Raw genomic sequence first — 21,456 nt, 5'->3', positions numbered from 1 at the left:
GCTGTTGCCGTGCGCGCTTTTCATCCACCCATCACGCCCTCCACTGCCGACGTGCTTTCATTTCTGCTGAAGCTGCGCACCCGCGCCCAACGCCTGTTCCGCCTTTCCGATGCCCACACGATGCTGGTCTGGTCGGTGGTGGTCGGCGTCGCGGGTGCGTTCGCGACGATCCTCTTTCGCGAAGGCATCGCGCTGCTGCAACTCGCGGTGTCCGGCAAATCCGGCAGTTTCGTCGAAATGGCGCGCGGCCTGCCGTGGACCGTGCGTGTATGGCTGCCGGCCGCGGGCGGCCTGATCGCCGGCGTCTTTCTGCTGATCGCGCGGCGTTACGCCGCCAAATGCAATCACATCGACTACATGGAAGCGGTCGCGATCGGCGACGGCGTGGTGCCGGTGAAGCTGAGCTTGTGGCGCAGCGTGTCGTCGCTGTTCACGATTTCGAGCGGCGGCTCGATCGGCCGCGAAGGTCCGATGGTGCAACTGGCGGCGCTGGCCGCGTCGCTGATCGGCCGCTGGGTGCATTTCGATCCGGCGAGTCTGCGGCTGCTGGTGGCGTGCGGGGCCGCGGCCGGGATTACATCCGCTTATAGCGCGCCGATTGCCGGCGCTTTTTTTGTCACCGAGATCGTGCTCGGCTCGATCGCGATGGAAAGCTTTGGGCCGGTGGTGGTCGCGGCGGTGGTCGCCAACATCACGATGCGTGAATTCACCGGCTACAAGCCGCCGTACGAGATGCCCGTGTTCCCGCCGGTGGCGGGCGTCGAAGTGCTGTTGTTCGTCGCGCTCGGCGTACTGTGCGGCGCGGCCGCGCCGCAATTCCTGCGGCTGCTCGATGTCTCGAAGGCGGGCTTTCGCAAGCTGCCGTTACCGCTGCCGGTGCGGCTCGCGCTCGGCGGCCTGATGGTCGGCATTCTGTCGGTGTGGTCGCCCGAGGTGTGGGGCAACGGCTATAGCGTCGTCAACTCGATTCTGCACTCGCCGTGGAGCGGGGGCGCGCTCGTCCTCGTGCTGGTGTTCAAGCTCGTCGCCACCGCGGCCACCGCCGGTTCCGGCGCGGTCGGCGGCGTGTTCACGCCGACGCTCTTCGTCGGCGCGGTGGTGGGCTCGCTGTTCGGCCAGGGCATGCATGCGCTGTGGCCGCACGGCACCTCGGCGCCGTTCGCGTATGCGATGGTCGGCATGGGCGCGTTTCTGGCCGGCGCCACCCAGGCGCCATTGATGGCGATCCTGATGATCTTCGAAATGACGCTCAGCTATCAGGTCGTGCTGCCGCTGATGCTCTCGTGCGTGGTCGCCTATTTCGTGTCGCGCGCGATTGCGAAGACTTCGATGTACGAAATCACGCTGCGCCGCAATCGTGAGGAACAGGAGCGCTCGCGGCTGCGTGCGACGCAGATGCGCGAGCTGATCCGTCCCGCTGAAACCGTGGTGCCGCCCAACGCGACTGTGCACGACATGACACGCGTGTTCCTCGAATATCCGGTGAAGTATCTGTACGTCGCCAACGAATCCGGCGCGTTTCTCGGCGTGGTCGCACTGAAGGACATCACGTCCGATCTACTCGACAAGCGCGACACCGCCACGAAAACCGCCGCCGACTATTTGCAGCCGCATTTCGATGTGCTCACGCCCGACATGCCGCTCGGCGTTGCACTGCAGCACTTCATGGCGTTCCAGGGCGAGCGGCTGCCGGTGATCGAAAGCACCGCGCATCCGACGCTCGCGGGCGTGGTCTATAAGACCTCGCTGCTCGATGCGTATTTCCGCATGAATCCGACCCGCTAGAACTGTGCTTCCGTCACGCCGCACGCGTACCGTTCGGCGCCGCGCCAACGGACGCATCGCGCGCCGTGCAAAGCGCGCCAGATTCTCTACAATGGGGAAGACGCTGCGGCGATTGCACGCAGCGCGCGTTACGCCAAGACGGGCGCACCGAGACGCCCGCCCTTCGATCGGAGCGAAGATGAGCGAACCTTCCCTCGATGCCGTGCGCCGCGATCAGGCGGGCTGGATTTTTCTGCATATCGAAGGCGAGCCGTACGATCGCGGCGAGCAGCACGGCCAGTTGCTCGCCACTGAAATCCAGAACGCGATCCGCACCGCCCGCTACCTCGCGAAGTGGGATACCGGCGAAGACTTCGATACCTTCGTCAACGCTGCCGTCTCGCAGTTCGCCAACAAACTCGACACCGAATTCGCCGACGAAATCCAGGGCATCGCCGACGGCGCAAAGCTGCCGTTCGCGGAGGTGCTGGCGTGGAACGGCTACATGGATCTGCTGCAAAGCTGGTGGCCTACCTACGCCGCGCAGCAGCAACCGCGGCTCGGGCTGAAACCGTGGCGCGGGCGGCGCGGCCATCATTGCAGCGCGTTCATCGCCACCGGCAAGGCCACGCGCGACGGCCGCATCGTGATGGCGCACAACTCGTGGGACCGCTACGCCGCGGGCGACGCGTTCAACGTGGTGTTCGACATCGTGCCGGATCGCGGCAACCGGATCCTGATGCAGGGCCTGCCCGGCTGCATCTCCAGTCTCACCGATTTCTGGGTGACGGCCGCCGGCCTGATGGTGACCGAAACCACCATCTCCAACTTTGCTGGCTACAACGCGGCGGGCGCGCCGGAGTTCTACCGCTCGCGGCGCGCGTCGCAGTACGCGAACAGCATCGGCGAATGGTGCGAGATGTTCGCGATCGCCAATAACGGCGGCTATGCGAACAGCTGGCTGCTCGGCGACACCAAAACCGGCGAGATCGCCCGCTACGAACTCGGGCTGCACTATTCCGGCTTCGAAAGCACCAAGGACGGTTTCTACAGCGGCTACAACACCGCGACCGATCTGAAGATCCGCAACCAGGAATGCATCGGCGAAGGCGAGGACTATACGGACGTGCGCAAGAACGGCGCGCGGCGCTTGCGTTTCATGCAACTGGAGGAAATCCATCACGGCAAGATCGACGTCGAACTCGCCAAGCAGATGATCGCGGATCATCACGACGTCTATCTCGACCGCAACGACAACCCGTGCTCGCGCACCATCTGCGGACACCTGGAACTGGACGACGCGCGCTTCGGCGGCACCGATCACGGGCCCTTCAATCCGTGGGGCGCCAACGACGGCAAAGTGGCCGACAGCGAAATGGCGCGCAATATGTCGTTCAGTGCGCGCTGGGGCCATCCGTGCGGGCGGCCGTTCGACGCGCAAGCGTTCATGAAACGCCATCCGCAGTGGAACTGGCTCAACGGGTATATGCGCGACCGGCCATCGTGGCCCTGGACGCGCTTCGAGGTTTTGCGCTAGAGGCCAATCCTCCGCACTGGGTGAACGAGCCGTGGCACGCTGCGCTGCGGTGTTGCCGCGCCGTGCTGCGTCGCAACACAAACCCGGCACGACCGTTCGCGACGGATCTGCCTTTTTCCTGCCATCATTTGAAACCGACAACCTGGTTTTGTCGCATTTGCGCGGGCGTTGCGCAAATTTGCCATCTAAGATGATAGAGGCACACCGGCCGCGAACAGCAGCGCCGTGCGAAGACTGGGCCGTCTTTTCGACGCGGGGACGGCACAGCGCTTGCCAAGCCGTTAGCGCCGCATGAGCTTAGGAGGTCGGGCGATGAAAACCTCGACACTGATGACGATGGTGACGCTGTCGGCCTCGTGCTTTGCCGCGCCGGTTCACACCGCGCCCGACAGCACCGCCGCCGGCAGCCTGGCCGAACGCGCCAACGCCGCCCCGGTCGCCCCTGCGGCGCCGGACGTCGCCGCCACGGACGACATCCGTCCGCAACAATGGCAACATATCGCGCTGCCCAAGTCGCGACATCTGGACCGAAGCTTCGCCGGACAGAACGAGCATCTCCAGACTTGATGCCTGGCGGCGCCTGGTGGCGCCTGGCAGGCGGGTTTTTGCGCCGCCCCGGCGCGGGGCCGGCAAACCACGGGCGGCAAACTTCAGGCGAAGTCCAGCAGGCTCTCACCGGGTATTGAGCATTCGGCCAGCGGCAAAATTCACATCGAAGAGAAAAGAACAGGAGCGCTGCATGACCGCATCGGCTATTCCCGGCGAACCGATTGACCTGCAAATCGCCGACATACTGCGCGAAGTCCATTTCCCGGCCAACAAGGACGCGCTAGTCGACGTCGCTCGCGAAGCGGGCGCCAGCAACGAGGTGCTGTCGATGCTCGACGGCTTGCCCGAGCAGGACTATGCGGACGTGGCATCCGTCACCCGTCTGATCGGCGGCAACTACGGGCCGGGTCTGGGCGCATGAACGGGGAGCCGGCGGCGTACAACCCGCCCCGCCCACGCTAACCGCCTCAAACCGGCGAGGCCGCCGCCATCCTTCCGCGCGGCGCCTTGCGTAACGGCCGCACCGCTTCACCGGCCGAGGCCGACACCGGCCGATCGCCGTCGGCATACGCCGGCAGCCCGGCAACCGTACCAGCAACCGCACGCGGCGGCGCAGCAGGTCGCGGGTCGCGCGCATACTCGTCGGCGCGCTGGAAATACTCGACGAGATGGTCGATAAACGTGCGCACCTTCGCCGGCAAATGACGGCGGCTCGGATAAGCAATCGTGATTTCGACGTTCGGCAGACGGTAATCGCTGAGCAACGGCACCAGTCGCCCTGACTCGAGATCGCGGCCGATCAGATAGCTCGGCAAAATCGCCACGCCCATGCCCAGCAGCGCGAACTGCCGCAGCATCTCCGTATTGTTCGCGGCGATCGCATTGGTCGTCCGCACGCGCACCTCGCCGTCCGGTCCGGTGAATACGCGCTCGTCGCCGCCTTGCTCGGCCGGCCGGCTCAAACACGGATGCGCGCGCAGATGTTCGGGGTGCGTCGGCGTGCCATGCCGCTCCAGATACGCCGGGCTCGCGCAGACCGTCATGTAGCCGGTCGTCAAACGCCGCGTGACGATGCTCGCGCTGCGCATCTGCCGCGCGACCATGATGCCGACGTCGAAGCCCTCTTCGACCAGATCGGCATGACGATCCGCCAGCGTGACGTCGGGCACGACCTCCGGATAGCGCTCGGCGTACGACTGCACGACCGGCGCGAGACTATGCAGGCCGAACACGACCGGCGCGACGATCCGCAACGTGCCGACCGGTTCGTGATTGCGCGCCACCACCATCTGCTCGACGCCTTCCAGGTCGTCGAGAATGTGGCGCACCCGTTCCAGATAGGTCCTGCCGGACTCGGTCAGCGAAAGACGGCGCGTGGTGCGATTGAGCAGGCGGGTGCCGAGCCGCCCTTCCAGATCGGCGACGTGGCGCGTGACGACCGCCGTGGATAGATCCAGCACACCGGCCGCACGAACGAAACTGCCGAGATCGGCCACTTTGACGAACACGCGCATCGACTGCAATTGATTCATGGGGCGACTCCTGCCACGGTAACGCGGGCCGGCGGGCCACTCGCCACGCGTGTCGAACCCAAGCGGCAAAACGCGCTCAGGCCAGCCCAACAAACCGATTGTATCGACCCGACCATGTCCCAACCCTGACCCGAACGTGACAAAACGGTCAGGTTCGCGGTCAGGTTCGCGGTCAGGTTCGCGATGCTCCCGCGACGCCGTTGCAGAGCCTTTTACGGATCTCGGCTAGGTATAAACCCTTATATTCTGATACCATAGCGCCCGACGGAAATCATCGCTCGATCGCTATGCCACATCGTTTTCAGCTTTTCGAAAAAATCGCGTTTTCGCTGGTCTGCTGGTCGGCCGCCGCCTGCTCGGCGTTCATCGCTTACGAGCGGTGTCCAGACATCAAGGTCGTTCTGCACGTCGGCGAAGAAGTCCTGCGTTATAGCGGGCAATATTCGTTCGTCTGCGCGACGCCGGTTGCGGACGCCTGCGCGCAATTGCCGACCAACTAGGCAAGAAGTAATCCGCCAGCGCCGGGCGGTGGTCCGGGCGTGTTCGAGTCACGCCCCGTCGCTCGCCATCGTTACGCGTCGCGCCCGAACACCACACGCGCGAAAAACCCCGCCAGCACCGACTCCGCCATCTGGAACGACACGTTCTGCGGGTCGACCGTGTAGAAGAACTGCACGCCGTCGCACAATCCCATCAAGCCTATCGCCAGCGTCTCGGCCGGCAACGGCAGCGGCGTGCCCACCCGCACCGAAAATTCGCGGATATAGGCGCTCAACTGCTCCAGTTTCTCGTGCATGAACGCGTTGAAGCGGATCCGGAAACGGCCGTCGCGCACCGCGAGCAGCTTCGCCTCGACCCACAGCAAAAAGCATTTGTTCTCGCGATGCAGAGTGCTGTAGTAGCTCAGCACGCGCTTTTCCATTTCCTCGCGCGACGCCGCACTCTCGAAAATCGCATGCAGACCCGCCTGCATCGTTTCGTGATCGCGCCGCAGTAATTCGAGGAACAGTTCGCTCTTGCTGCGGAAGTTCGAATAGAACGCTCCACGCGTATAGCCTGCCGCCCCGGCGATGTCTTCGACACTCGCCGCGACAAAGCCTTTCTTCATAAAAATTGCCTGAGCAGCATCGAGCAGGCGCTGGCGCGTCTGGTCTTTGCTCTGCTCGCGTGTGAGTCGTTGCCTTTTCATGGCCGCCAGTCTAGCACCGGAAAGAATTTCAATTCATCTCGACATTCAGATACACAGGTGTATTAGAATTCAACCAATCATTCTAAGTCAAACGCGTATGCCGATTGCATCGGTTGCATCGGTTCGATCTGCGCGTCTTCGCTGGCAGGCCGCTGCGGCTTGCCGTGTTCGTTCGCTGTTTCCAAGTTGGGGTCATCGTGAAGCGTCCCGGTCCTTCCGCATCCTCTGCGATGCGCCAGCAGTCCCATCGCTCTGCCCGTGCTGCCCGCGCCGCATGCGCCTTCGCGCTAGCCGGCGTCGTCATGCTCAGCGCGTGCTCGAAGAAAGAAGTTGCCGCGCCGGCGCCGCGTCCGGTGGTCGCCGTCGCCGTGCATGCGGACGGCAGCGCCACGCCGGCGGCGTCGTTGCCCGGTGAAGTGCAATCGCGTTATGCAACACCGCTGTCGTTTCGCGTCGGCGGCAAGATCGTCGAGCGGCGCGTGCGGCTCGGCGACGTCGTGAAGAACGGCCAGATCGTCGCCCGGCTCGATCCAGCCGATGCGCAGAAGAGCGCCGCCAGCGCGCAAGCGCAGCTCGCGGCTGCCGAGCACAGTCTGGTTTATGCGAAGCAGCAGCTCGATCGCGACCAGGCGCAGGCAAAAGAGAACCTGATCGCGCCCGCGCAACTCGAACAGACGACCAATGCCTACGCGTCTGCCCTGGCTCAACGCGATCAGGCCGCGCAGCAGGCGGCCTTGTCGAAGGATCAGTTGCAGTACACCACGCTGATGGCCGACCACGCCGGCGTGATCACCGCCGAACTGGCCGACACGGGCCAGAACGTGTCAGCGGGCCAGGCCGTCTACAACCTCGCGTGGAGCGGCGATGTCGACGTGGTCTGCGATGTGCCGGAAAGCGCACTGGCCGCGCTGTCGGTCGGGCAAACCGCCACGGTCACGCTGGCCGCGCTGCCGGGGCGCAGCTTCACCGCGCGCGTGCGCGAACTGTCGCCCGCCGCCGATCCGCAAAGCCGCACCTACCGCGCCAAACTCACGCTCGACAATCCCGGCCCCGACGTGCGCCTCGGCATGACGGCCGATATCGCGTTGTCGCCCGCGAACGCATCGGCGAATCAGCACAGCGTGTTCATCCTGCCCGCCACCGCGCTATTCCACGACGGCACGCAACCGGCCGTGTGGGTCGTGCGCGCCGGCGGCAACGCGTCCAGCGCCGATACGCTGGAACTGCGACGCGTCGACGTGATGCGCTACAACGAGCGTACGATCGCCATCGCCCAGGGACTGAAAGACGGTGAACGCGTCGTGCTGCAAGGCGTGCACACAGTGACCGCCGACGAGAAAGTCCACGTGATCCCGCCGCTGCATCCCGAGGACTTCGCTTCATGAGCACCACGCCTGAAGAAGGACGCTTCAACCTGTCCGCATGGGCGCTGCGCCATCAGGCGCTGGTCGTGTTCCTGATCGCGCTCGCTACCGCATTCGGCATCCTCGCGTACACGCGCCTCGCGCAATCCGAAGACCCGCCCTTCACATTCCGTGTGATGGTGATCCGCACCTTCTGGCCTGGCGCGACCGCGCGCCAGATGCAGGAACAGGTCACCGACCGCATCGGCCGGAAATTGCAGGAAACGCCCGCCATCGACTTCGTGCGCAGTTACTCGCGCCCCGGCGAATCGCTGATGTTCTTCACAATGAAGGACTCCGCACCGGTGAAGGACGTGCCGCAAACCTGGTATCAGGTGCGCAAGAAAGTCGGCGATATCGCGGCGACCTTGCCGCCAGGCATTCAAGGCCCATTCTTCAACGACGAATTCGGCGACGTCTACACGAACATCTACACGCTCGAAGGCGACGGCTTTTCCGCCGCGCAACTGCACGATTACGCGGATCAGCTGCGTACGATGCTGCTGCGCGTGCCGGGCATCGGCAAGGTCGATTACTTCGGCGATCCGGATCAGCACATTTACATCGAGATCGCCAACACGCAACTCACGCGCCTTGGCATCTCGCCGCAGCAGCTCGGCCAGGCGATCAATTCGCAGAACAGCGTCTCGCAGGCCGGCACGCTGACCACCACCGACGACCGCGTGTTCGTGCGCCCCACCGGCCAGTTCAAGGACGTCGCCGCGCTCGCCGACACGCTGATCCGCATCAACAACCGCTCGTTCCTTCTCGGCGACATCGCGACGATCAGGCGCGGCTACGACGACCCGGTCGCCACGCAAATGCGCTCCGCCGGCAAGGTCGTGCTCGGCATCGGCGTGACCATGCAGCCGGGCGGCGATGTGATTCGTCTGGGCAAGGCGCTCGACCAGCAGACGGTGCAGCTGCGCAAGCACCTGCCGGCCGGCCTGAATCTCGTCGAAGTGTCGAGCATGCCGCACGCGGTCGCGCGTTCGGTCGACGACTTTCTCGAAGCGGTCGCCGAGGCGATCGCGATCGTGCTGGTGGTGAGTCTCGTGTCGTTGGGCGTGCGCACCGGCATGGTGGTCGTGATCTCGATTCCGGTCGTGCTCGCGCTCACGGCGTTGTGCATGTATCTGTTCGATATCGGCTTGCACAAGGTATCGCTCGGCACGCTGGTGCTGGCGCTGGGACTATTGGTCGACGACGCGATCATCGCGGTCGAGATGATGTCGGTCAAGCTCGAGCAAGGCTGGAACCGCACGCGCGCCGCGGCCTACGCGTACACCAGCACCGCGTTTCCGATGCTGACCGGCACGCTCGTGACCGTGTCCGGCTTCCTGCCGATCGCGCTCGCGAAATCGAGCACCGGCGAATACACACGTTCGATCTTCGAGGTGTCGGCGATCGCGCTGATCGCGTCGTGGTTCGCCGCGGTGGTGCTGATTCCGCTGCTCGGCTATCACATGCTGCCGGAGCGCAAACGCGAGGCGCATGAGAGGCATCTGCCGGACGATCACGAGCACGACATCTACGACACGCGCTTCTACACGCGCCTGCGCGGCTGGATCAGCTGGTGTATCGAGCGGCGCTTTGTCGTGCTGGCGATCACCGTCGCGCTGTTCATCGCGGCGATGGCGGGTTTCACGCTCGTGCCCCAGCAGTTCTTCCCGAGCTCGGATCGTCCGGAATTGCTGGTGGATGTGCGCCTGCCTGAAGGCGCATCGTTCGAAGCGACGTTGCGGCAGGCGCAGCGCCTGGAAAAGGCGCTCGTGGGCCGCCCCGAAATCGATCACACCGTGGACTTCGTCGGCACCGGCGCGCCGCGTTTTTATCTGCCGCTCGATCAGCAACTGCAGCAGCCGAATTTCGCGCAGTTCGTGATCACGGCGAAGTCCGTCAAGGACCGCGAGAAACTCGCGCAGTGGCTCGAACCGGAACTGCGCAACCGGTTTCCGGCGATCCGCACGCGCCTGTCGCGTCTCGAGAATGGACCGCCGGTCGGCTATCCGGTGCAGTTCCGCGTGAGCGGCGACGACATCGCCACCGTGCGTTCGATCGCCGAGCGCGTCGCCGCGACGATGCGCGCCGACCGCCGCACCAGCAACGTCCAGTTCGACTGGGACGAACCCGCCGAGCGCTCGGTGCGTTTCGAAGTCGATCAGAAGAAGGCGCGCGAACTCGGCGTGAGTTCCGAAGACGTGTCGAGCTTCCTCGCGATGACGCTGTCCGGCTACACGGTCACGCAGTATCGCGAACGCGACAAGCTGATCAGCGTCGATCTGCGTGCACCGAAATCGGAACGCGTCGACCCAGTCCAGCTCCTGACGCTGGCAATGCCGACGCCGAACGGCCCGGTGCCGCTCAGCACGCTCGGCCACTTGCGCAACGATCTCGAATACGGCGTGATCTGGGAGCGCGACCGGCAACCGACGATCACCGTGCAGTCCGATGTCGCTGCCGGCGCGCAAGGGATCGACGTCACGCATAGCATGGACAAAGCCTTGAGCCAGATTCGCGACTCGCTGCCGGTCGGCTACCGGATCGAAGTGGGCGGCTCGGTCGAGGAAAGCGGCAAGGGTCAGACGTCGATCAACGCGCAGATGCCGATCATGATCATCGCGGTGCTGACGCTGCTGATGATCCAGTTGCAGAGCTTCGCACGCGTGCTGATGGTGGTGCTGACCGCGCCGCTCGGCCTGATCGGCGTGGTGCCGACGCTGCTGCTGTTCGGCAAGCCGTTCGGTTTCGTCGCGATGCTTGGCGTGATCGCGATGTTCGGCATCATCATGCGCAACTCGGTGATTCTGGTCGACCAGATCGAGCAGGACATCGCCGCCGGGTACAAGCGCTTCGACGCGATCGTCGGCGCGACCGTGCGGCGTTTCCGGCCCATCACGCTGACCGCCGCGGCCGCCGTGCTCGCGCTGATTCCGCTGCTGCGCTCGAACTTCTTCGGCCCAATGGCCACCGCGCTGATGGGCGGCATCACGAGCGCGACCATCCTCACACTGTTCTATCTGCCCGCGCTGTACGCCGCGTCGTTCAGGGTGCGCGGCGACGAGCGCGAGCCGCCGGCGCCGTCCGGCGCGACGCATACGGGGAATTGACCATGGCTACTTTTGCATTCCCTCGACCCTGGTGCAGCACGGCGCTGAGCGCCGCGACACTCGCGCTCGCCGCCTGCTCGTTCGGCCCGAGCGGCGCGCCGCCCGCGATGCCGCAGCCGGCCCACTACGGCGCCGAAGCGCAGCCGACGCAGACCGTGGCCGCGCAAGGCGTCACGCAGCAGTTCGTGGCCGGTGCGAAACCCGTGCCCGAATGGTGGAAGCTTTATCGGTCGGATGCGCTCGATGCACTGGTCGACGAAGGCTTGCGCAACAGCCCGACGCTGGCCGCCACCGACAAGAACCTCGCCGCCGCGCGCGAGCAGCTGCGCGCGCAGATCGGCAGTTCGATGCTGCCGACCATCGACGCGGGCGGTCAGGCGACCCGCAACCGCGCGCTTGCGATTCCCGAGGCCGGCCCGAATACGTTCCTGTACAACATATTCGTCGGCCAATTGCAGGCGCACTACACGTTCGACCTGTTCGGCGCGGCGCGGCTCGCGGATGCCGCGCTTGCCGCGCGCGTGAACGTGCAGGCGTATCAGTTCGATGCCGCGCGCCGCACGCTGGCTGCCAACATCGTCACGGCGGCGATCACCAGTGCCGCGTTGCATGCGCAGATCGACACGACCGAGCGGCTTGTGACGATCGCCGGCGATCAGGCGCGCGACACGCAGCGGCGCTACGCGCTCGGCGCGGTCTCGCACGCCGACCAGCTGAGCGCGCAACAAAGCGCGGCCAGTTTGTCCGCCAGCTTGCCGGGTCTGAAGCAGCAGTGGCTGACCACGCGCCACGCGCTGGCCGTGCTGCTCGGCCGCACGCCGGACGCCGCTCCCGACGACCTCGATCTGGCGCAACTGCATGTGCCCGAACAGGTGCCCGTGGTGGTGCCGTCCGAACTGTTGCGCACGCGCCCCGACATCCAGGCTGCGGACGCCGCGTTGAAGGCGGCGGCGGCCGAGGTCGGCGTCGCGACGGCGCAGATGTTCCCTAGCCTGTCGCTGAGCGCATCGATGGGACAAGGCGGCTTTAGCTGGCCGGTGGCGCTGTCGGGCGCCGGTGCGATCTGGAGCATCGGCGCGTCGCTGTCGCAGCCGCTCTTTCATGGCGGCGCACTGGTCGCCCAGCGCCGCGCGGCGATGGACACGTATGACGCCACGGTTTCGCAATACAGGCAAACCGTGTTGACCGCGTTTCAGAACGTCGCCGATACGCTCGCCGCGCTTCAGCACGACACGCAGGCGCTCGACGCAGCGAACGTTGCGGCGCGCTCGGCGCAGGGGATTTTCGAGGAGACGTCGGGGCGCTATCGGTTGGGCGCCGTACCGGTATCGTCGGCTCGTTCGAGCGAGCAGCAGTTTCGCAACGCGCGACTCGATGAGATCCGCTATACCAGCGCGCGGCTGACGGATACGGCGGCGTTGTTTCAGGCGATGGGCAATCCGCCAGTGGAGTCGGCGCCGTCCGCTGCGACGGTGGTGCCGGCGGGTCCGGCAGCGAATGCGGGTGCGCCCACAACCAACTAAACCTGGGATTCCGTAACGACGGTTGCGGAGTTATCCCCAGTTTGTGTTGACAGGGTTGTTGATAACCATGGGGCAATGAGCTTAAGTGCTTGATGCAGATCGGTTTGTCGTTCGCGGTGTCCGCGAGTGCAATGACGATTTCTTGCCAGGCGCGGCCGACTGGCAGATTTGCGAGTGGCTCGCTTATCCACAGATTTTGTTGAAAGGCCTGTTGATAAGCTTAGGACAGAGTGTTTAAGTGCTTGAGTGCTTGAGTGCGCTTTGAATTCCGTTTCAGATGTTTTTGCTCGCGCGGCGCTATGGTTGTACGCCGCCATAGGCAAAAAAACCAGCTGCCACGCGCAAAAGACCATCAATAAACCCCTGCTTCCCCCACCGGCCGATTCTTAAACCGCTTGTGCACCCAATAATATTGATCAGGAATCCGTCTCACTTGAGTCTCAAGAAAAGCCGTAATCCGCCGCGCGTCGACGGCGGCATCATCGGACGGAAAATCGCTCAACGCCTCGAAAATAGTCAGCTTATAGCCGCGATAGTCCGGCAGCACCTCGGTAACAAACGGCACCACCCGCGCATTACCCGCGCGCGCCATCCGCGACACGGAAGTCAGCGTGCAAGCCGGCACGCCAAAGAACGGCACGAACACCGAATCGCGCAAACCGAAATCCATATCCGCCGCCAGCATCACCGGCTTGCCCTCGCGCAGCACCCGCAGCGCGCGCCGCACACTATCGCTGCGCGGAATCATCTCGGTGCCGAAGCGGCCGCGCTGACGCTTGGCCATTGCGTCCAGCAATAGATTCGACATCGGCGTGTACAGCGAGGCGACCGGGTGCCGCGTCGAATACATCATGCAGCCCGCCTCGATGCCGACAAAATGGAAGCCGACAAAAATCGTCGGCTGGGCCTGAATGTCGGCGAGATCGATCGCGCTCTCCACTTCGACGAGACGCTCGAGCGCCTGGGCATTGCCGAACCATTGCGGCCCGCGTTCGACGTAGCTGCGGATCACATGACAGAAATGCGCGCGTGCAAGGCGTTCGCGCACGTCATCGCTCATGTCCGGGAAACACAGTTTGAGATTGGTATGCACGACGCGGCGGCGTGCGCTCGGAATGCGATAGAGCAGCGCGCCGATGCCAGTGCCGATCCGCGCGACGACGCCGTACGGCAAGAAGGCAAGCACGCGCAGCAGCGCTGTCATCAGACAGATGAGTATTCGACTTTTCACGAGTGGGACCCGGTGGATGCTGGATGGCAAACACGCCGGCCGCAGCAGCACGACAGCTGCTGACGGACGAAGTGGCTTGTGCGCGCGTCATACCGGGTCTCACGCGGCGCCTGGTTCGAAGAAGTACGTCTCGCTCGCGGCGAAACGCAGCGGTGCTGGGAGCTGAAACTGGTTAGGAATCGAGCGTCTCTGCGGGACCCATAAAAGCACCGCAGGCGTGATTAAAACACACCGCGCAGGCCGCCACAAAATCTGCCGGCGAGCCCGCCCGTGAACATCTGCAAACGCCCGCCAGACAACTATGCGCACGCCCCAAGCCTAAGCTTGCTTTTTTATTACGGCGTCCGAGCCATCGCAACCCGGACGCTCGCACTGCCGCAAGGTTGCCTCAAGGTTTTCAAGCTTGCCTCAAGGTTTTCAAGCTTGCCTCAAGGTTTTCAAGCTTGCCGCAAGGTGGCCTAAAGGCTGCCTCAAGGCTGCCTCAGGGTTTGGTCGTTTCGAACAGATCCAGGATCTGTTTCTTCTCGTTCGACGAGACGCTCGGCGGCGGCACCGCCGGCGGCGTCATGCCCGCCGGCCCCACGCCGCCGACCGCGTCGCTCACGCCGGCGGTCGGATTCGCCGAGTCAAGGCCGATGCTCGCGACAAAGCCATTGCCAGGCGTCATGTCGGTGTAGAACAGTTCACCATCGACCACCGACACGCCGTCCGGCTGCGCCGGTTCGTCCTGCGGCACGCCGCGCAACGCGCGCTGCATGTACTCGACCCAGATCGGCAAGGCGAGCTGTGCGCCGAATTCGCGGCTGCCGAGGCTCTTCGGCTGGTCGTAGCCCATCCACGCAACCGCCACCAGCGATTGCTGATAGCCGGCAAACCAGCCGTCCTTCGCGTCGTTGGTCGTACCGGTTTTGCCCTGCAGATCCGAACGATGCAGCACGTTGGTGCCCGCGCCCGTCCCTGCGGTCGCGACCGAATGCAGCAGGCTGTTGATGATGTACGCGTTACGCGGTTCGAGCGTGCGCGGCGCATCGCGGCCGGCGGTCAGCGGCTGGGCTTTGGACAGCGGCTCGCCGCGCGCGTCGGTGACCTCGTTGATCAGATACGGATTGATCCGGTAGCCGCCGTTCGCGAACACCGAATACGCTCCAGCCGATTGCAGCGGCGTGACGAGCCCCGCGCCGAGCGCCATCGGCAGATACGGCGGCGTCTTGTCGGCGTCGAAACCGAAACGCTGCGTCACGAAGTCTTGTGCATACCTGGTGCCGATGAACGACAGGATGCGGATCGACACCAGGTTCTTCGACTTCTGCAGCGCGATGCGCATCGGCATCGGACCATCCGGCTGGTCGTCGTCCTTCGGCTCCCACGCGTCGCCGCCCGGCGTGCTCGACGGGAAGTACAACGGCGCGTCGTTGATGATCGTCGCCGGTCCAAGTCCTTTATCGAGCGCCGCCGAATAGATGAACGGCTTGAAGCTCGAACCCGGCTGACGCCAGGCTTGCGTCACGTGGTTGAACTTGTTCTTGTTGAAATCGAAGCCGCCCACCAGCGCACGGATCGCGCCGTCCTGCGGCGTGAGCGACACCAGTGCGCCCTCCACTTGCGGCAGTTGCGTGATCTGCCAGTTGCCTTTGTCGTCGGCATCGAGGCGCACGATCGAACCCGGCTTGATCTTCGCGGCAGCCGCCGCGCGCGCGCTCAATGCGCCCGCGGCAAAGCGCAGACCGTCGCCCGCGATGGTCACCTGGGTGCCGTCGACCAGCTGCGCCTTCACCTGTTTCGGATTCGCGTCCGTCACCACCGCGGCGATGATTTCACCGTTGTCGGGGTGATCGGTGAGCGCGTCGTCGATCGTCTGGTCGCGGTCGTCGCCCGGTGCGGGCAGTTGCACGAAACCTTCCGGCCCGCGATAGCCATGACGCCGCTCGTAATCCATCACGCCCTTGCGCACCGCGCGGTAAGCGGCGTCCTGGTCGGCGGAATCGATCGTGGTGGTGACGTTCAGGCCGCGCGTATAGGTTTCGTCCTTGTACTGCGCATACATCATCTGCCGGACCATTTCGGCGATGTACTCGGCGTGCACGCTGTATTCGTTGCCCGGGTTCCGGGTGTGAATCTCTTCCTTGACGGCCTGGTCGTACTGATCCTGGCTGATGTATTTCAGTTCGAGCATGCGCTTCAGGATGTATTCCTGACGGATCTTCGCGCGCTTCGGATTGACCACCGGGTTGTACGCCGACGGCGCCTTCGGCAGGCCGGCCAGCATCGCCGCTTCAGCCAGCGAGATGTCTTTCAGATCCTTACCGAAGTACACGCGCGCAGCCGCGGCAAAGCCGTAAGCGCGCTCGCCCAGATAGATCTGGTTCATGTACAGCTCGAGAATCTGATCCTTGGTCAGCGCACGCTCGATCTTGTACGCGAGCAGCATTTCGTAGATCTTGCGCGTGTAGGTCTTCTCGCTCGACAGGAAGAAGTTGCGCGCCACCTGCATCGTGATCGTGCTCGCGCCCTGCGAGGCGCCACCGTGCATCAGGTCGGCCGTGCCCGCGCGCAGAATGCCCAGGAAGTCGACGCCGCCGTGCTCATAGAAGCGATAGTCTTCGATCGCCAGCACGGCTTTCTTCATCTGGTCGGGAATGTCCTGGAAGCGCACGATGCTGCGCCGCTCTTCGCCGAACTCGCCGATCAGCACGTGATCCGCGGTGTAGACCCGCAGCGGCACTTTCGGGCGGTAGTCGGTCAGTGCGTCGAGCGACGGCAGTTGCGGCCCCATCACCACCAGTGCATAGCCGATGATCAGCGCGCCGACCACAGCGATCGTCGCCAGCAAGCCGACGAACCAGAGCGCGATGGAGGCGCCGAACGAACGGCGGCCGTCTTCGGCGTCGCGCGAGGCGGCATTGCGTCCTGGAGTGCGGTGGTAGGAGTCCCGGTTTTCACTAGCCGGAGAATGTGCAGAATGCGGTCGTTTGATGATTGGCATGACTGGAATAGTGGGCGCGTGACTGAACGCCTTCTGCGCACGCTCGCGGCGCGCGCAGGGATCGGTCGTCGCGTCTTAGCGTGAGGACGCCGTTACCGTCTGCTTGCCACAGCCCGAATTCAAGGTTCACGGCACCGGCAGCATACGCGGCAAAAAACGACACAAACAAACGGACCGCATGAGGCGCAAAAACGGCATGCGGCCCTACGCCCCGGGCGGCCGCACGGCGCGCCTGGGACGGTGTCCGGCGCAACGTAACAGCGCATTTTAAAGAAATCAAGCGCCGTCCAAGACAGTTTTTTTGTAAGAATTCCCTTCGCGCTGCTTGTTTTGCGCCTGTTGCGGGGCCCGCGCCGCCGTTCTGCGCCATCTGCCCCGGGTTATCAACAGAAAATGTTGAAAGGCCTGTGGACAAGCCCGCCGGAAACGTTACAACTCGTTGATGCGGCGGCATTTTCATGCCGCGCCCGTTTCGCATCGGCACGACTCGTCATATGATGGACCCGGCGCATGAGTCACCATCGACGCGCGTGAACGGCCTACGCCCAACGCACGCGATAAACCGCCAATGCCAACAAATATGCGAGCCGACCATGAACAAGCCCAGCGAACGCATCGTCGTATTCGTCACGACCGCGCAGAAACGCGCGATCACCGCCGCCGCCGACAATCTGGGCATTAGCGTCAGCGAACTGATGCGGCGCGCGGTACTGAGCTTCGGGGCGACCAGCGAACAGGTGAAAGCGGCCAGTATCGTCGACCGGCTGCGCGCGCCGCGCGAGCCGGACGCGCTCGACGCGGCGCTGCAACGGGTCGCGCGCGGCACGCGGCACGCGCGGGCGGCGCTGCCGGCCGCCTTGCAAACACGAGACGGCAGCCATTCCGCCGCGCCGGCAGACGGCGTTGCCGCGCCGCATGCGGATGAATTGCCGGACACGCCCGCCGCTGCAAACCCTGCGCCCCTGCTGCCGGCCGGCGTACTAGCCGCCCTCGCCGCCACCGCAGCCGACGAAGAAGCCGCCGCGGCAGCCGAAGCCGTGGCGCGCGTCACTGCGGCCAAAGCGGCGGCAACAGCCGGATCGGCGACGGAAGAAACGAAAACGGAAGTGCAGCCGCTCAGCGTGCTCAAGCGCCCGCGCCTCGACTCCGCCGCTCGCGACGAAGCCGATCCGCACGGCGACCCGAGCACCGAAGGCGGCCGCTTTGCGTGAACGGCGTTGCATGACGCCATGAATGGCGTCATGCGGGAACGATGCGCCGGAAAATCAGCAATCAGCGATTGCGCATCGTCGCATCATGACATTGCGAGGCTTTCGGCATTGCAAGGTGAAACAGTCGAACCGCCTCGCCTCCCGGCAGCGGCATATTGGCAACGCACACGCCAGGCGGCCTCCAGGCGCAGCTCATGCGGCAACGCCGCACTGCGCCGCCCGCGTGCGGCGCCTGCTCGAGCGTGCGCTTGACACGCGATCATAATTTCACATTCGCGACACCGATGGCGAGCAGAGTTCGCGATTGCCTCGTCATGCCCTTTAAGACGTTTTTAAGAGATTGCGTGGTGTAATATCCGCGAGCAGCTGAATTCCCGTCGCGCGTTTTAACAGCTGGGCACTGTTTGCAAACCCGATTTTACGAACCCGGACAATTTACGGCGCCGCTATTGCAATCGGCGCATGCGCCCCGAAATCCGGTGCGACCGCTTGCGCAGCTTCGTGCGCAGCGGCGTAAAGTAACAGTTGAAAAGCAGTTAAGCGCGCTGGGATTTATTCAGCGCCGATTACATTCTTTGGAGGTTTTCATGTCGCTTTTTGACAGCATTTCGCGCACGCTTAAAGGTCTCCTGAACGATGCAGCCGATTCGGTGCAAGACCCGTCGCGCGACTCGCGCCAGATCGTGCGCGAACTCGACGACAGCATCGCTAAAGCGGAGAACTCGCTGATCGAGATTCAGGCGCAAGTGGCCACGCAGCAAAGCAAGCGCGATGTTGCCGCGGACAAGGCGAAGAAATACGAAGACGGCGCCAAGCGCGCGCTGCAATCCGGCGACGAAGCGCTGGCGCGTGAAGCCCTCGGCGCGCAAGCCACCGCCGAAGCCGAACGCGACGCGCTGGCCAAGGAGCTGACCACGCTGGAACCTTCGGTTGAACAGTTGAAGAGTCAGATCGAAGACATGCGCGCCCGCCGTAACGACCTGAACGCACGCTCGAACATTCTGCAAGCCAAGCAGCAGATCGCTCAGGCCAAGGACGTCGCGGCAACCGCGTTGGGTGGTATCGGCGGCCAGAATCTGTCCGAAGATTTCCAGAAGCTGGAAGACAAGGTCGCGCTGTCCAATGCCCGTTCCGACGCGCGTCTGAATTCGGCTGACGTGAAGAGCGGCAAGGCGCTCGACGACAAACTCGCGGATCTGAACCGCGGCCCGTCGGTCGAAGACCGTCTCGAAGCGTTGAAGAAACAGATCAATACGCCGGCCCAGTAATTGTGTTGGCGGGATGGCGCAGAGCCAGTTCGCAGTAAGCTGTCAGGCAGCGTCCGCATGGTGCGACGCTGCGAGTTTTACCGGCGTTCCGGGCGTATTCCGGCACCCCCGCCACATGCGTATTAACCGGATCGCCGGCCGCCGGATCGCCGGCCGCCGGAATCGATTGCCAAGGAGACGGGCGCGCAGCGCCCGGCCCGTACATGAAAAAATTTCTCGCAACCGCGTTCGCTTCACTGCTGCTGGCGTCGGCCGCGGCGTTCGCCGTCCCGACGGTTCAGCAGATCGAATCCGCGATGTCGCAAGGCAACTGGCAACAAGCCGGCGCAGGCTTGAGCGAAGTGCTGCAAGCGCATCCGAACAATGCCCGCGCGCACTATCTGTACAGCCAGGTGCTCGATCGCGAAGGCCGTTATGCCGACGCGCTCGCCCAGGTCCAACAGGCCAAGACGCTCGACCCGCAAATCCGCTTCACCGACCCGACCCGTTTCGCGCAAACCGAAGCGCGCATCCGCAAGGACGCGGAACGTGCCGGCGGCAACACCACGAATCGCGCGGCTAACCCGTTCGTGCAACAGAACACGCCGGCCGTGCAGCAACAGTCGGCGATGGTGTCGCAGGCGCCGCAACGGCATGGTCCGGGGATCGGCTCGTGGATCGGCATCATTCTCGTCATCGGCGTGATCGCGCTGGTGCTGCGCTGGACACTGCGCCGCGCCCGCTCGCAAGACGATTCGCGCGCCGACGACGATCGTCGCGTGCAACTCAAACGAGCGACCGACATGTTGAACGCCGTGCGTTCGTTGAAGCTCGACGTCAAGCTCTCCACCGTGCAAGGGCATGAAGCGCTGGAGAAGGAAGTCGAAGCGACCGAAGAACAGCTGCGCGGCCTCATGGAAACGCTGTCGAACGGCAAGAACCCGGTGCCGCCGTATCAGCTGGACGAACTGGAGCAGCGCATCGCCAGCCTGCGCGCACGCGCTGACGGGCGGCCCGATCCGTATGCCGCGCCGGCCGCCGCCAGCACACCGCAGTCGCCGTATGCGCAGGAAGCCGAGCGTTTCGGCAATCCGCCGCAAGCGCCCTATCCGCAGCAAGGCCCTTATCAGCAACAGCCGCAGGTGATCGTGCAGCAAGGCGGCGGCGGTTTCGGCGGCGGCATGGGCGGCTTGCTGACCGGCGTGCTGCTCGGCGAAGCGCTGAATTCCGGCCGTGAACGCGTGGTCGAACGCGATGTGATCGTCGATGACGAAACGCGTCGCCGCGGCGGCAACGAAGGCGGCAATGGTGGCGGGCTCGATTTCGGCGAGGGTTCGAACGACTGGAACGACAACAGCGGCGGCGGCGTCGATCTGGGCAGCAACGACGACTCCGGCGGCTGGAACGATACCTGAGCACGACCAGAGCACGCGCTTTCGGTACGCCATCAATGAAAACAGGCTCCTTCACGGAGCCTGTTTTTTTGCGCTTCCTCTCTACGCCCTCGCCGCTTCGTGTTGCGCGAGCAGCACGGACCCCGCAAACAGCCTGACGATGAAACGCTCCGCATAAGCTATCAGGGCTTCCCGGCGCGCGGCATTGGCGGCGATGTATTCATCCGACAGATGAAACAGTTGCAGCACGATCTGCGTGCAGACTTCGTCGATAGTCTCGCGGGCTAGCGCCGGCATCAGATTCAACTGCACGACGTCGTCCGCCATTTCCGCCGACACCTCGTGGAGGTTCGCACGCACCGCTTCGCGCAGCGCCGGCGAGGTGCCGTGATACTCGGCCAGCGCGCTGCGGAAGACTTCGCGGCTTTCCAGCGCGAACTCGAAAAACGCCAGGCAGGCGCGGCGCGGCACGCTATGCGGCTCGTCGTGCGCGGCCAGCCAGCGTTCGCGCCGCAGCATCGGCCGCAAGCGGCGGCTCACCGATTCGACCGCTTCGCGCGCCAGATCGTCGAGCGTGTCGAAATGACGATAGAACGTGTTGGGATTCAACCCCGCCTCGCGCGCCAGTTCGCGCAAACCCAGGCTCGCAAAACTGCGGCCGCCCGCAGTCAGGCGCAACGCGGCTTCGATCAGCTTGCGCTTGCCGGGCGGTAATTCCTGCCCGGCCGCGGCGTAGTCAGCGGCGGGCGCCGCTTCGGGTACGGATATCATGAGGTTTCAATC

The 21,456-nt window shown here is 64.3% G+C and carries 17 protein-coding genes; 11 read left to right on the top strand and 6 right to left on the bottom strand.

The window, feature by feature from the left end:
- The first annotated feature begins 51 nt into the window (after positions 1–51).
- The 4 genes from AC07WT_RS08375 (at position 52) to AC07WT_RS08360 (ending at position 4,271) form a co-directional block, all read left to right on the top strand.
- Complete coding sequence (locus tag AC07WT_RS08375; RefSeq protein ID WP_494948404.1) at positions 52–1,785, top strand: ClcB-like voltage-gated chloride channel protein; 1,734 nt, start codon at positions 52–54, stop codon at positions 1,783–1,785.
- A 178-nt stretch (positions 1,786–1,963) separates the two neighbouring features.
- On the top strand, positions 1,964–3,301 hold the full coding sequence (locus AC07WT_RS08370) for a C45 family autoproteolytic acyltransferase/hydrolase (protein WP_492590148.1): 1,338 nt from the start codon (positions 1,964–1,966) through the stop codon (positions 3,299–3,301).
- 312 nt (positions 3,302–3,613) lie between these two features.
- The gene (locus AC07WT_RS08365) at positions 3,614–3,868 is read left to right on the top strand and encodes a hypothetical protein (RefSeq protein ID WP_494946702.1); all 255 of its coding nucleotides are present in this window, start codon (positions 3,614–3,616) and stop codon (positions 3,866–3,868) included.
- Positions 3,869–4,040: 172 nt separating this feature from the next.
- The gene (locus tag AC07WT_RS08360) at positions 4,041–4,271 is read left to right on the top strand and encodes a DUF2795 domain-containing protein (protein WP_492590152.1); all 231 of its coding nucleotides are present in this window, start codon (positions 4,041–4,043) and stop codon (positions 4,269–4,271) included.
- 46 nt (positions 4,272–4,317) lie between these two features.
- On the opposite strand, the gene AC07WT_RS08355 is transcribed toward AC07WT_RS08360, so the two are convergent.
- Entirely contained in the window at positions 4,318–5,382 is a 1,065-nt protein-coding gene (locus AC07WT_RS08355; RefSeq protein ID WP_494946701.1) for a LysR family transcriptional regulator, read from the bottom strand.
- A 287-nt stretch (positions 5,383–5,669) separates the two neighbouring features.
- On the opposite strand from AC07WT_RS08355, the gene AC07WT_RS08350 reads away from it, so the two are divergent.
- Positions 5,670–5,882: a hypothetical protein gene (locus AC07WT_RS08350; RefSeq protein ID WP_492590156.1), complete on the top strand. Its 213-nt coding sequence runs from the start codon at positions 5,670–5,672 to the stop codon at positions 5,880–5,882.
- Between the two features lie 71 nt (positions 5,883–5,953).
- On the opposite strand, the gene AC07WT_RS08345 is transcribed toward AC07WT_RS08350, so the two are convergent.
- Positions 5,954–6,571: a TetR/AcrR family transcriptional regulator gene (locus AC07WT_RS08345; protein WP_492590158.1), complete on the bottom strand. Its 618-nt coding sequence runs from the start codon at positions 6,569–6,571 to the stop codon at positions 5,954–5,956.
- A gap of 230 nt (positions 6,572–6,801) precedes the next feature.
- Between AC07WT_RS08345 and AC07WT_RS08340 the strand changes: the two genes are divergently transcribed.
- Genes AC07WT_RS08340 through AC07WT_RS08330 form a run of 3 tightly spaced genes read left to right on the top strand, consistent with a single transcriptional unit; the run spans position 6,802 to position 12,607 of the window.
- Positions 6,802–7,956 (top strand): efflux RND transporter periplasmic adaptor subunit, encoded by a 1,155-nt coding sequence (locus tag AC07WT_RS08340; RefSeq protein WP_494946700.1) that lies wholly within the window; start codon positions 6,802–6,804, stop codon positions 7,954–7,956.
- The gene (locus tag AC07WT_RS08335; protein ID WP_494946699.1) at positions 7,953–11,084 is read left to right on the top strand and encodes an efflux RND transporter permease subunit; all 3,132 of its coding nucleotides are present in this window, start codon (positions 7,953–7,955) and stop codon (positions 11,082–11,084) included. Before AC07WT_RS08340 ends, AC07WT_RS08335 begins: the two co-directional genes overlap by 4 nt.
- Before the next feature lie 2 nt (positions 11,085–11,086).
- Positions 11,087–12,607, top strand: a complete 1,521-nt coding sequence (locus AC07WT_RS08330; protein ID WP_494946698.1) for an efflux transporter outer membrane subunit — start codon at positions 11,087–11,089, stop codon at positions 12,605–12,607.
- A gap of 352 nt (positions 12,608–12,959) precedes the next feature.
- On the opposite strand, the gene AC07WT_RS08325 is transcribed toward AC07WT_RS08330, so the two are convergent.
- The 3 genes from AC07WT_RS08325 to AC07WT_RS08315 form a co-directional block, all read right to left on the bottom strand.
- On the bottom strand, positions 12,960–13,838 hold the full coding sequence (locus tag AC07WT_RS08325) for a lipid A biosynthesis lauroyl acyltransferase (protein ID WP_492590164.1): 879 nt from the start codon (positions 13,836–13,838) through the stop codon (positions 12,960–12,962).
- A 481-nt stretch (positions 13,839–14,319) separates the two neighbouring features.
- Positions 14,320–16,821 carry a penicillin-binding protein 1A gene (locus AC07WT_RS08320; protein ID WP_494946697.1) on the bottom strand — a complete coding sequence of 834 codons (2,502 nt, stop codon included), beginning with the start codon at positions 16,819–16,821 and terminating at the stop codon, positions 14,320–14,322.
- Positions 16,778–17,281, bottom strand: a complete 504-nt coding sequence (locus AC07WT_RS08315; RefSeq protein WP_494946696.1) for a hypothetical protein — start codon at positions 17,279–17,281, stop codon at positions 16,778–16,780. Before AC07WT_RS08315 ends, AC07WT_RS08320 begins: the two co-directional genes overlap by 44 nt.
- 133 nt (positions 17,282–17,414) lie before the next feature.
- Between AC07WT_RS08315 and AC07WT_RS08310 the strand changes: the two genes are divergently transcribed.
- From AC07WT_RS08310 to AC07WT_RS08300, 3 genes are all read left to right on the top strand, one after another.
- A complete protein-coding gene (locus AC07WT_RS08310) occupies positions 17,415–18,032 on the top strand; it encodes a hypothetical protein (protein WP_494946695.1) in 618 nt (205 codons plus the stop codon).
- Positions 18,033–18,619: 587 nt separating this feature from the next.
- A complete protein-coding gene (locus tag AC07WT_RS08305) occupies positions 18,620–19,300 on the top strand; it encodes a PspA/IM30 family protein (protein ID WP_492590169.1) in 681 nt (226 codons plus the stop codon).
- A 203-nt stretch (positions 19,301–19,503) separates the two neighbouring features.
- Complete coding sequence (locus tag AC07WT_RS08300) at positions 19,504–20,694, top strand: tetratricopeptide repeat protein (RefSeq protein ID WP_494946694.1); 1,191 nt, start codon at positions 19,504–19,506, stop codon at positions 20,692–20,694.
- A gap of 81 nt (positions 20,695–20,775) precedes the next feature.
- On the opposite strand, the gene AC07WT_RS08295 is transcribed toward AC07WT_RS08300, so the two are convergent.
- Entirely contained in the window at positions 20,776–21,444 is a 669-nt protein-coding gene (locus AC07WT_RS08295) for a TetR family transcriptional regulator (protein ID WP_494946693.1), read from the bottom strand.
- Between the last annotated feature and the right edge of the window lie 12 nt (positions 21,445–21,456).

It is taken from the genome of Paraburkholderia sp. GW821-FHT02A12, assembly GCF_059422005.1.
Note: the sequence above shows the minus strand (reverse complement) of the source record. Positions and strands in the feature narration are given on the sequence as shown.

Coding starts and splice junctions, on each gene's coding strand:
- AC07WT_RS08370 (WP_492590148.1), top strand. CDS start 1,964: ATGAGCGAACCTTCCCTCGATGCCGTGCGCCGCGATCAGGCGGGCTGG.
- AC07WT_RS08320 (WP_494946697.1), bottom strand. CDS start 16,821: ATGCCAATCATCAAACGACCGCATTCTGCACATTCTCCGGCTAGTGAA.
- AC07WT_RS08360 (WP_492590152.1), top strand. CDS start 4,041: ATGACCGCATCGGCTATTCCCGGCGAACCGATTGACCTGCAAATCGCC.
- AC07WT_RS08330 (WP_494946698.1), top strand. CDS start 11,087: ATGGCTACTTTTGCATTCCCTCGACCCTGGTGCAGCACGGCGCTGAGC.
- AC07WT_RS08300 (WP_494946694.1), top strand. CDS start 19,504: ATGAAAAAATTTCTCGCAACCGCGTTCGCTTCACTGCTGCTGGCGTCG.
- AC07WT_RS08345 (WP_492590158.1), bottom strand. CDS start 6,571: ATGAAAAGGCAACGACTCACACGCGAGCAGAGCAAAGACCAGACGCGC.
- AC07WT_RS08295 (WP_494946693.1), bottom strand. CDS start 21,444: ATGATATCCGTACCCGAAGCGGCGCCCGCCGCTGACTACGCCGCGGCC.
- AC07WT_RS08315 (WP_494946696.1), bottom strand. CDS start 17,281: ATGAAAATGCCGCCGCATCAACGAGTTGTAACGTTTCCGGCGGGCTTG.
- AC07WT_RS08355 (WP_494946701.1), bottom strand. CDS start 5,382: ATGAATCAATTGCAGTCGATGCGCGTGTTCGTCAAAGTGGCCGATCTC.
- AC07WT_RS08335 (WP_494946699.1), top strand. CDS start 7,953: ATGAGCACCACGCCTGAAGAAGGACGCTTCAACCTGTCCGCATGGGCG.
- AC07WT_RS08365 (WP_494946702.1), top strand. CDS start 3,614: ATGAAAACCTCGACACTGATGACGATGGTGACGCTGTCGGCCTCGTGC.
- AC07WT_RS08305 (WP_492590169.1), top strand. CDS start 18,620: ATGTCGCTTTTTGACAGCATTTCGCGCACGCTTAAAGGTCTCCTGAAC.
- AC07WT_RS08350 (WP_492590156.1), top strand. CDS start 5,670: ATGCCACATCGTTTTCAGCTTTTCGAAAAAATCGCGTTTTCGCTGGTC.
- AC07WT_RS08310 (WP_494946695.1), top strand. CDS start 17,415: ATGAACAAGCCCAGCGAACGCATCGTCGTATTCGTCACGACCGCGCAG.
- AC07WT_RS08340 (WP_494946700.1), top strand. CDS start 6,802: ATGCGCCAGCAGTCCCATCGCTCTGCCCGTGCTGCCCGCGCCGCATGC.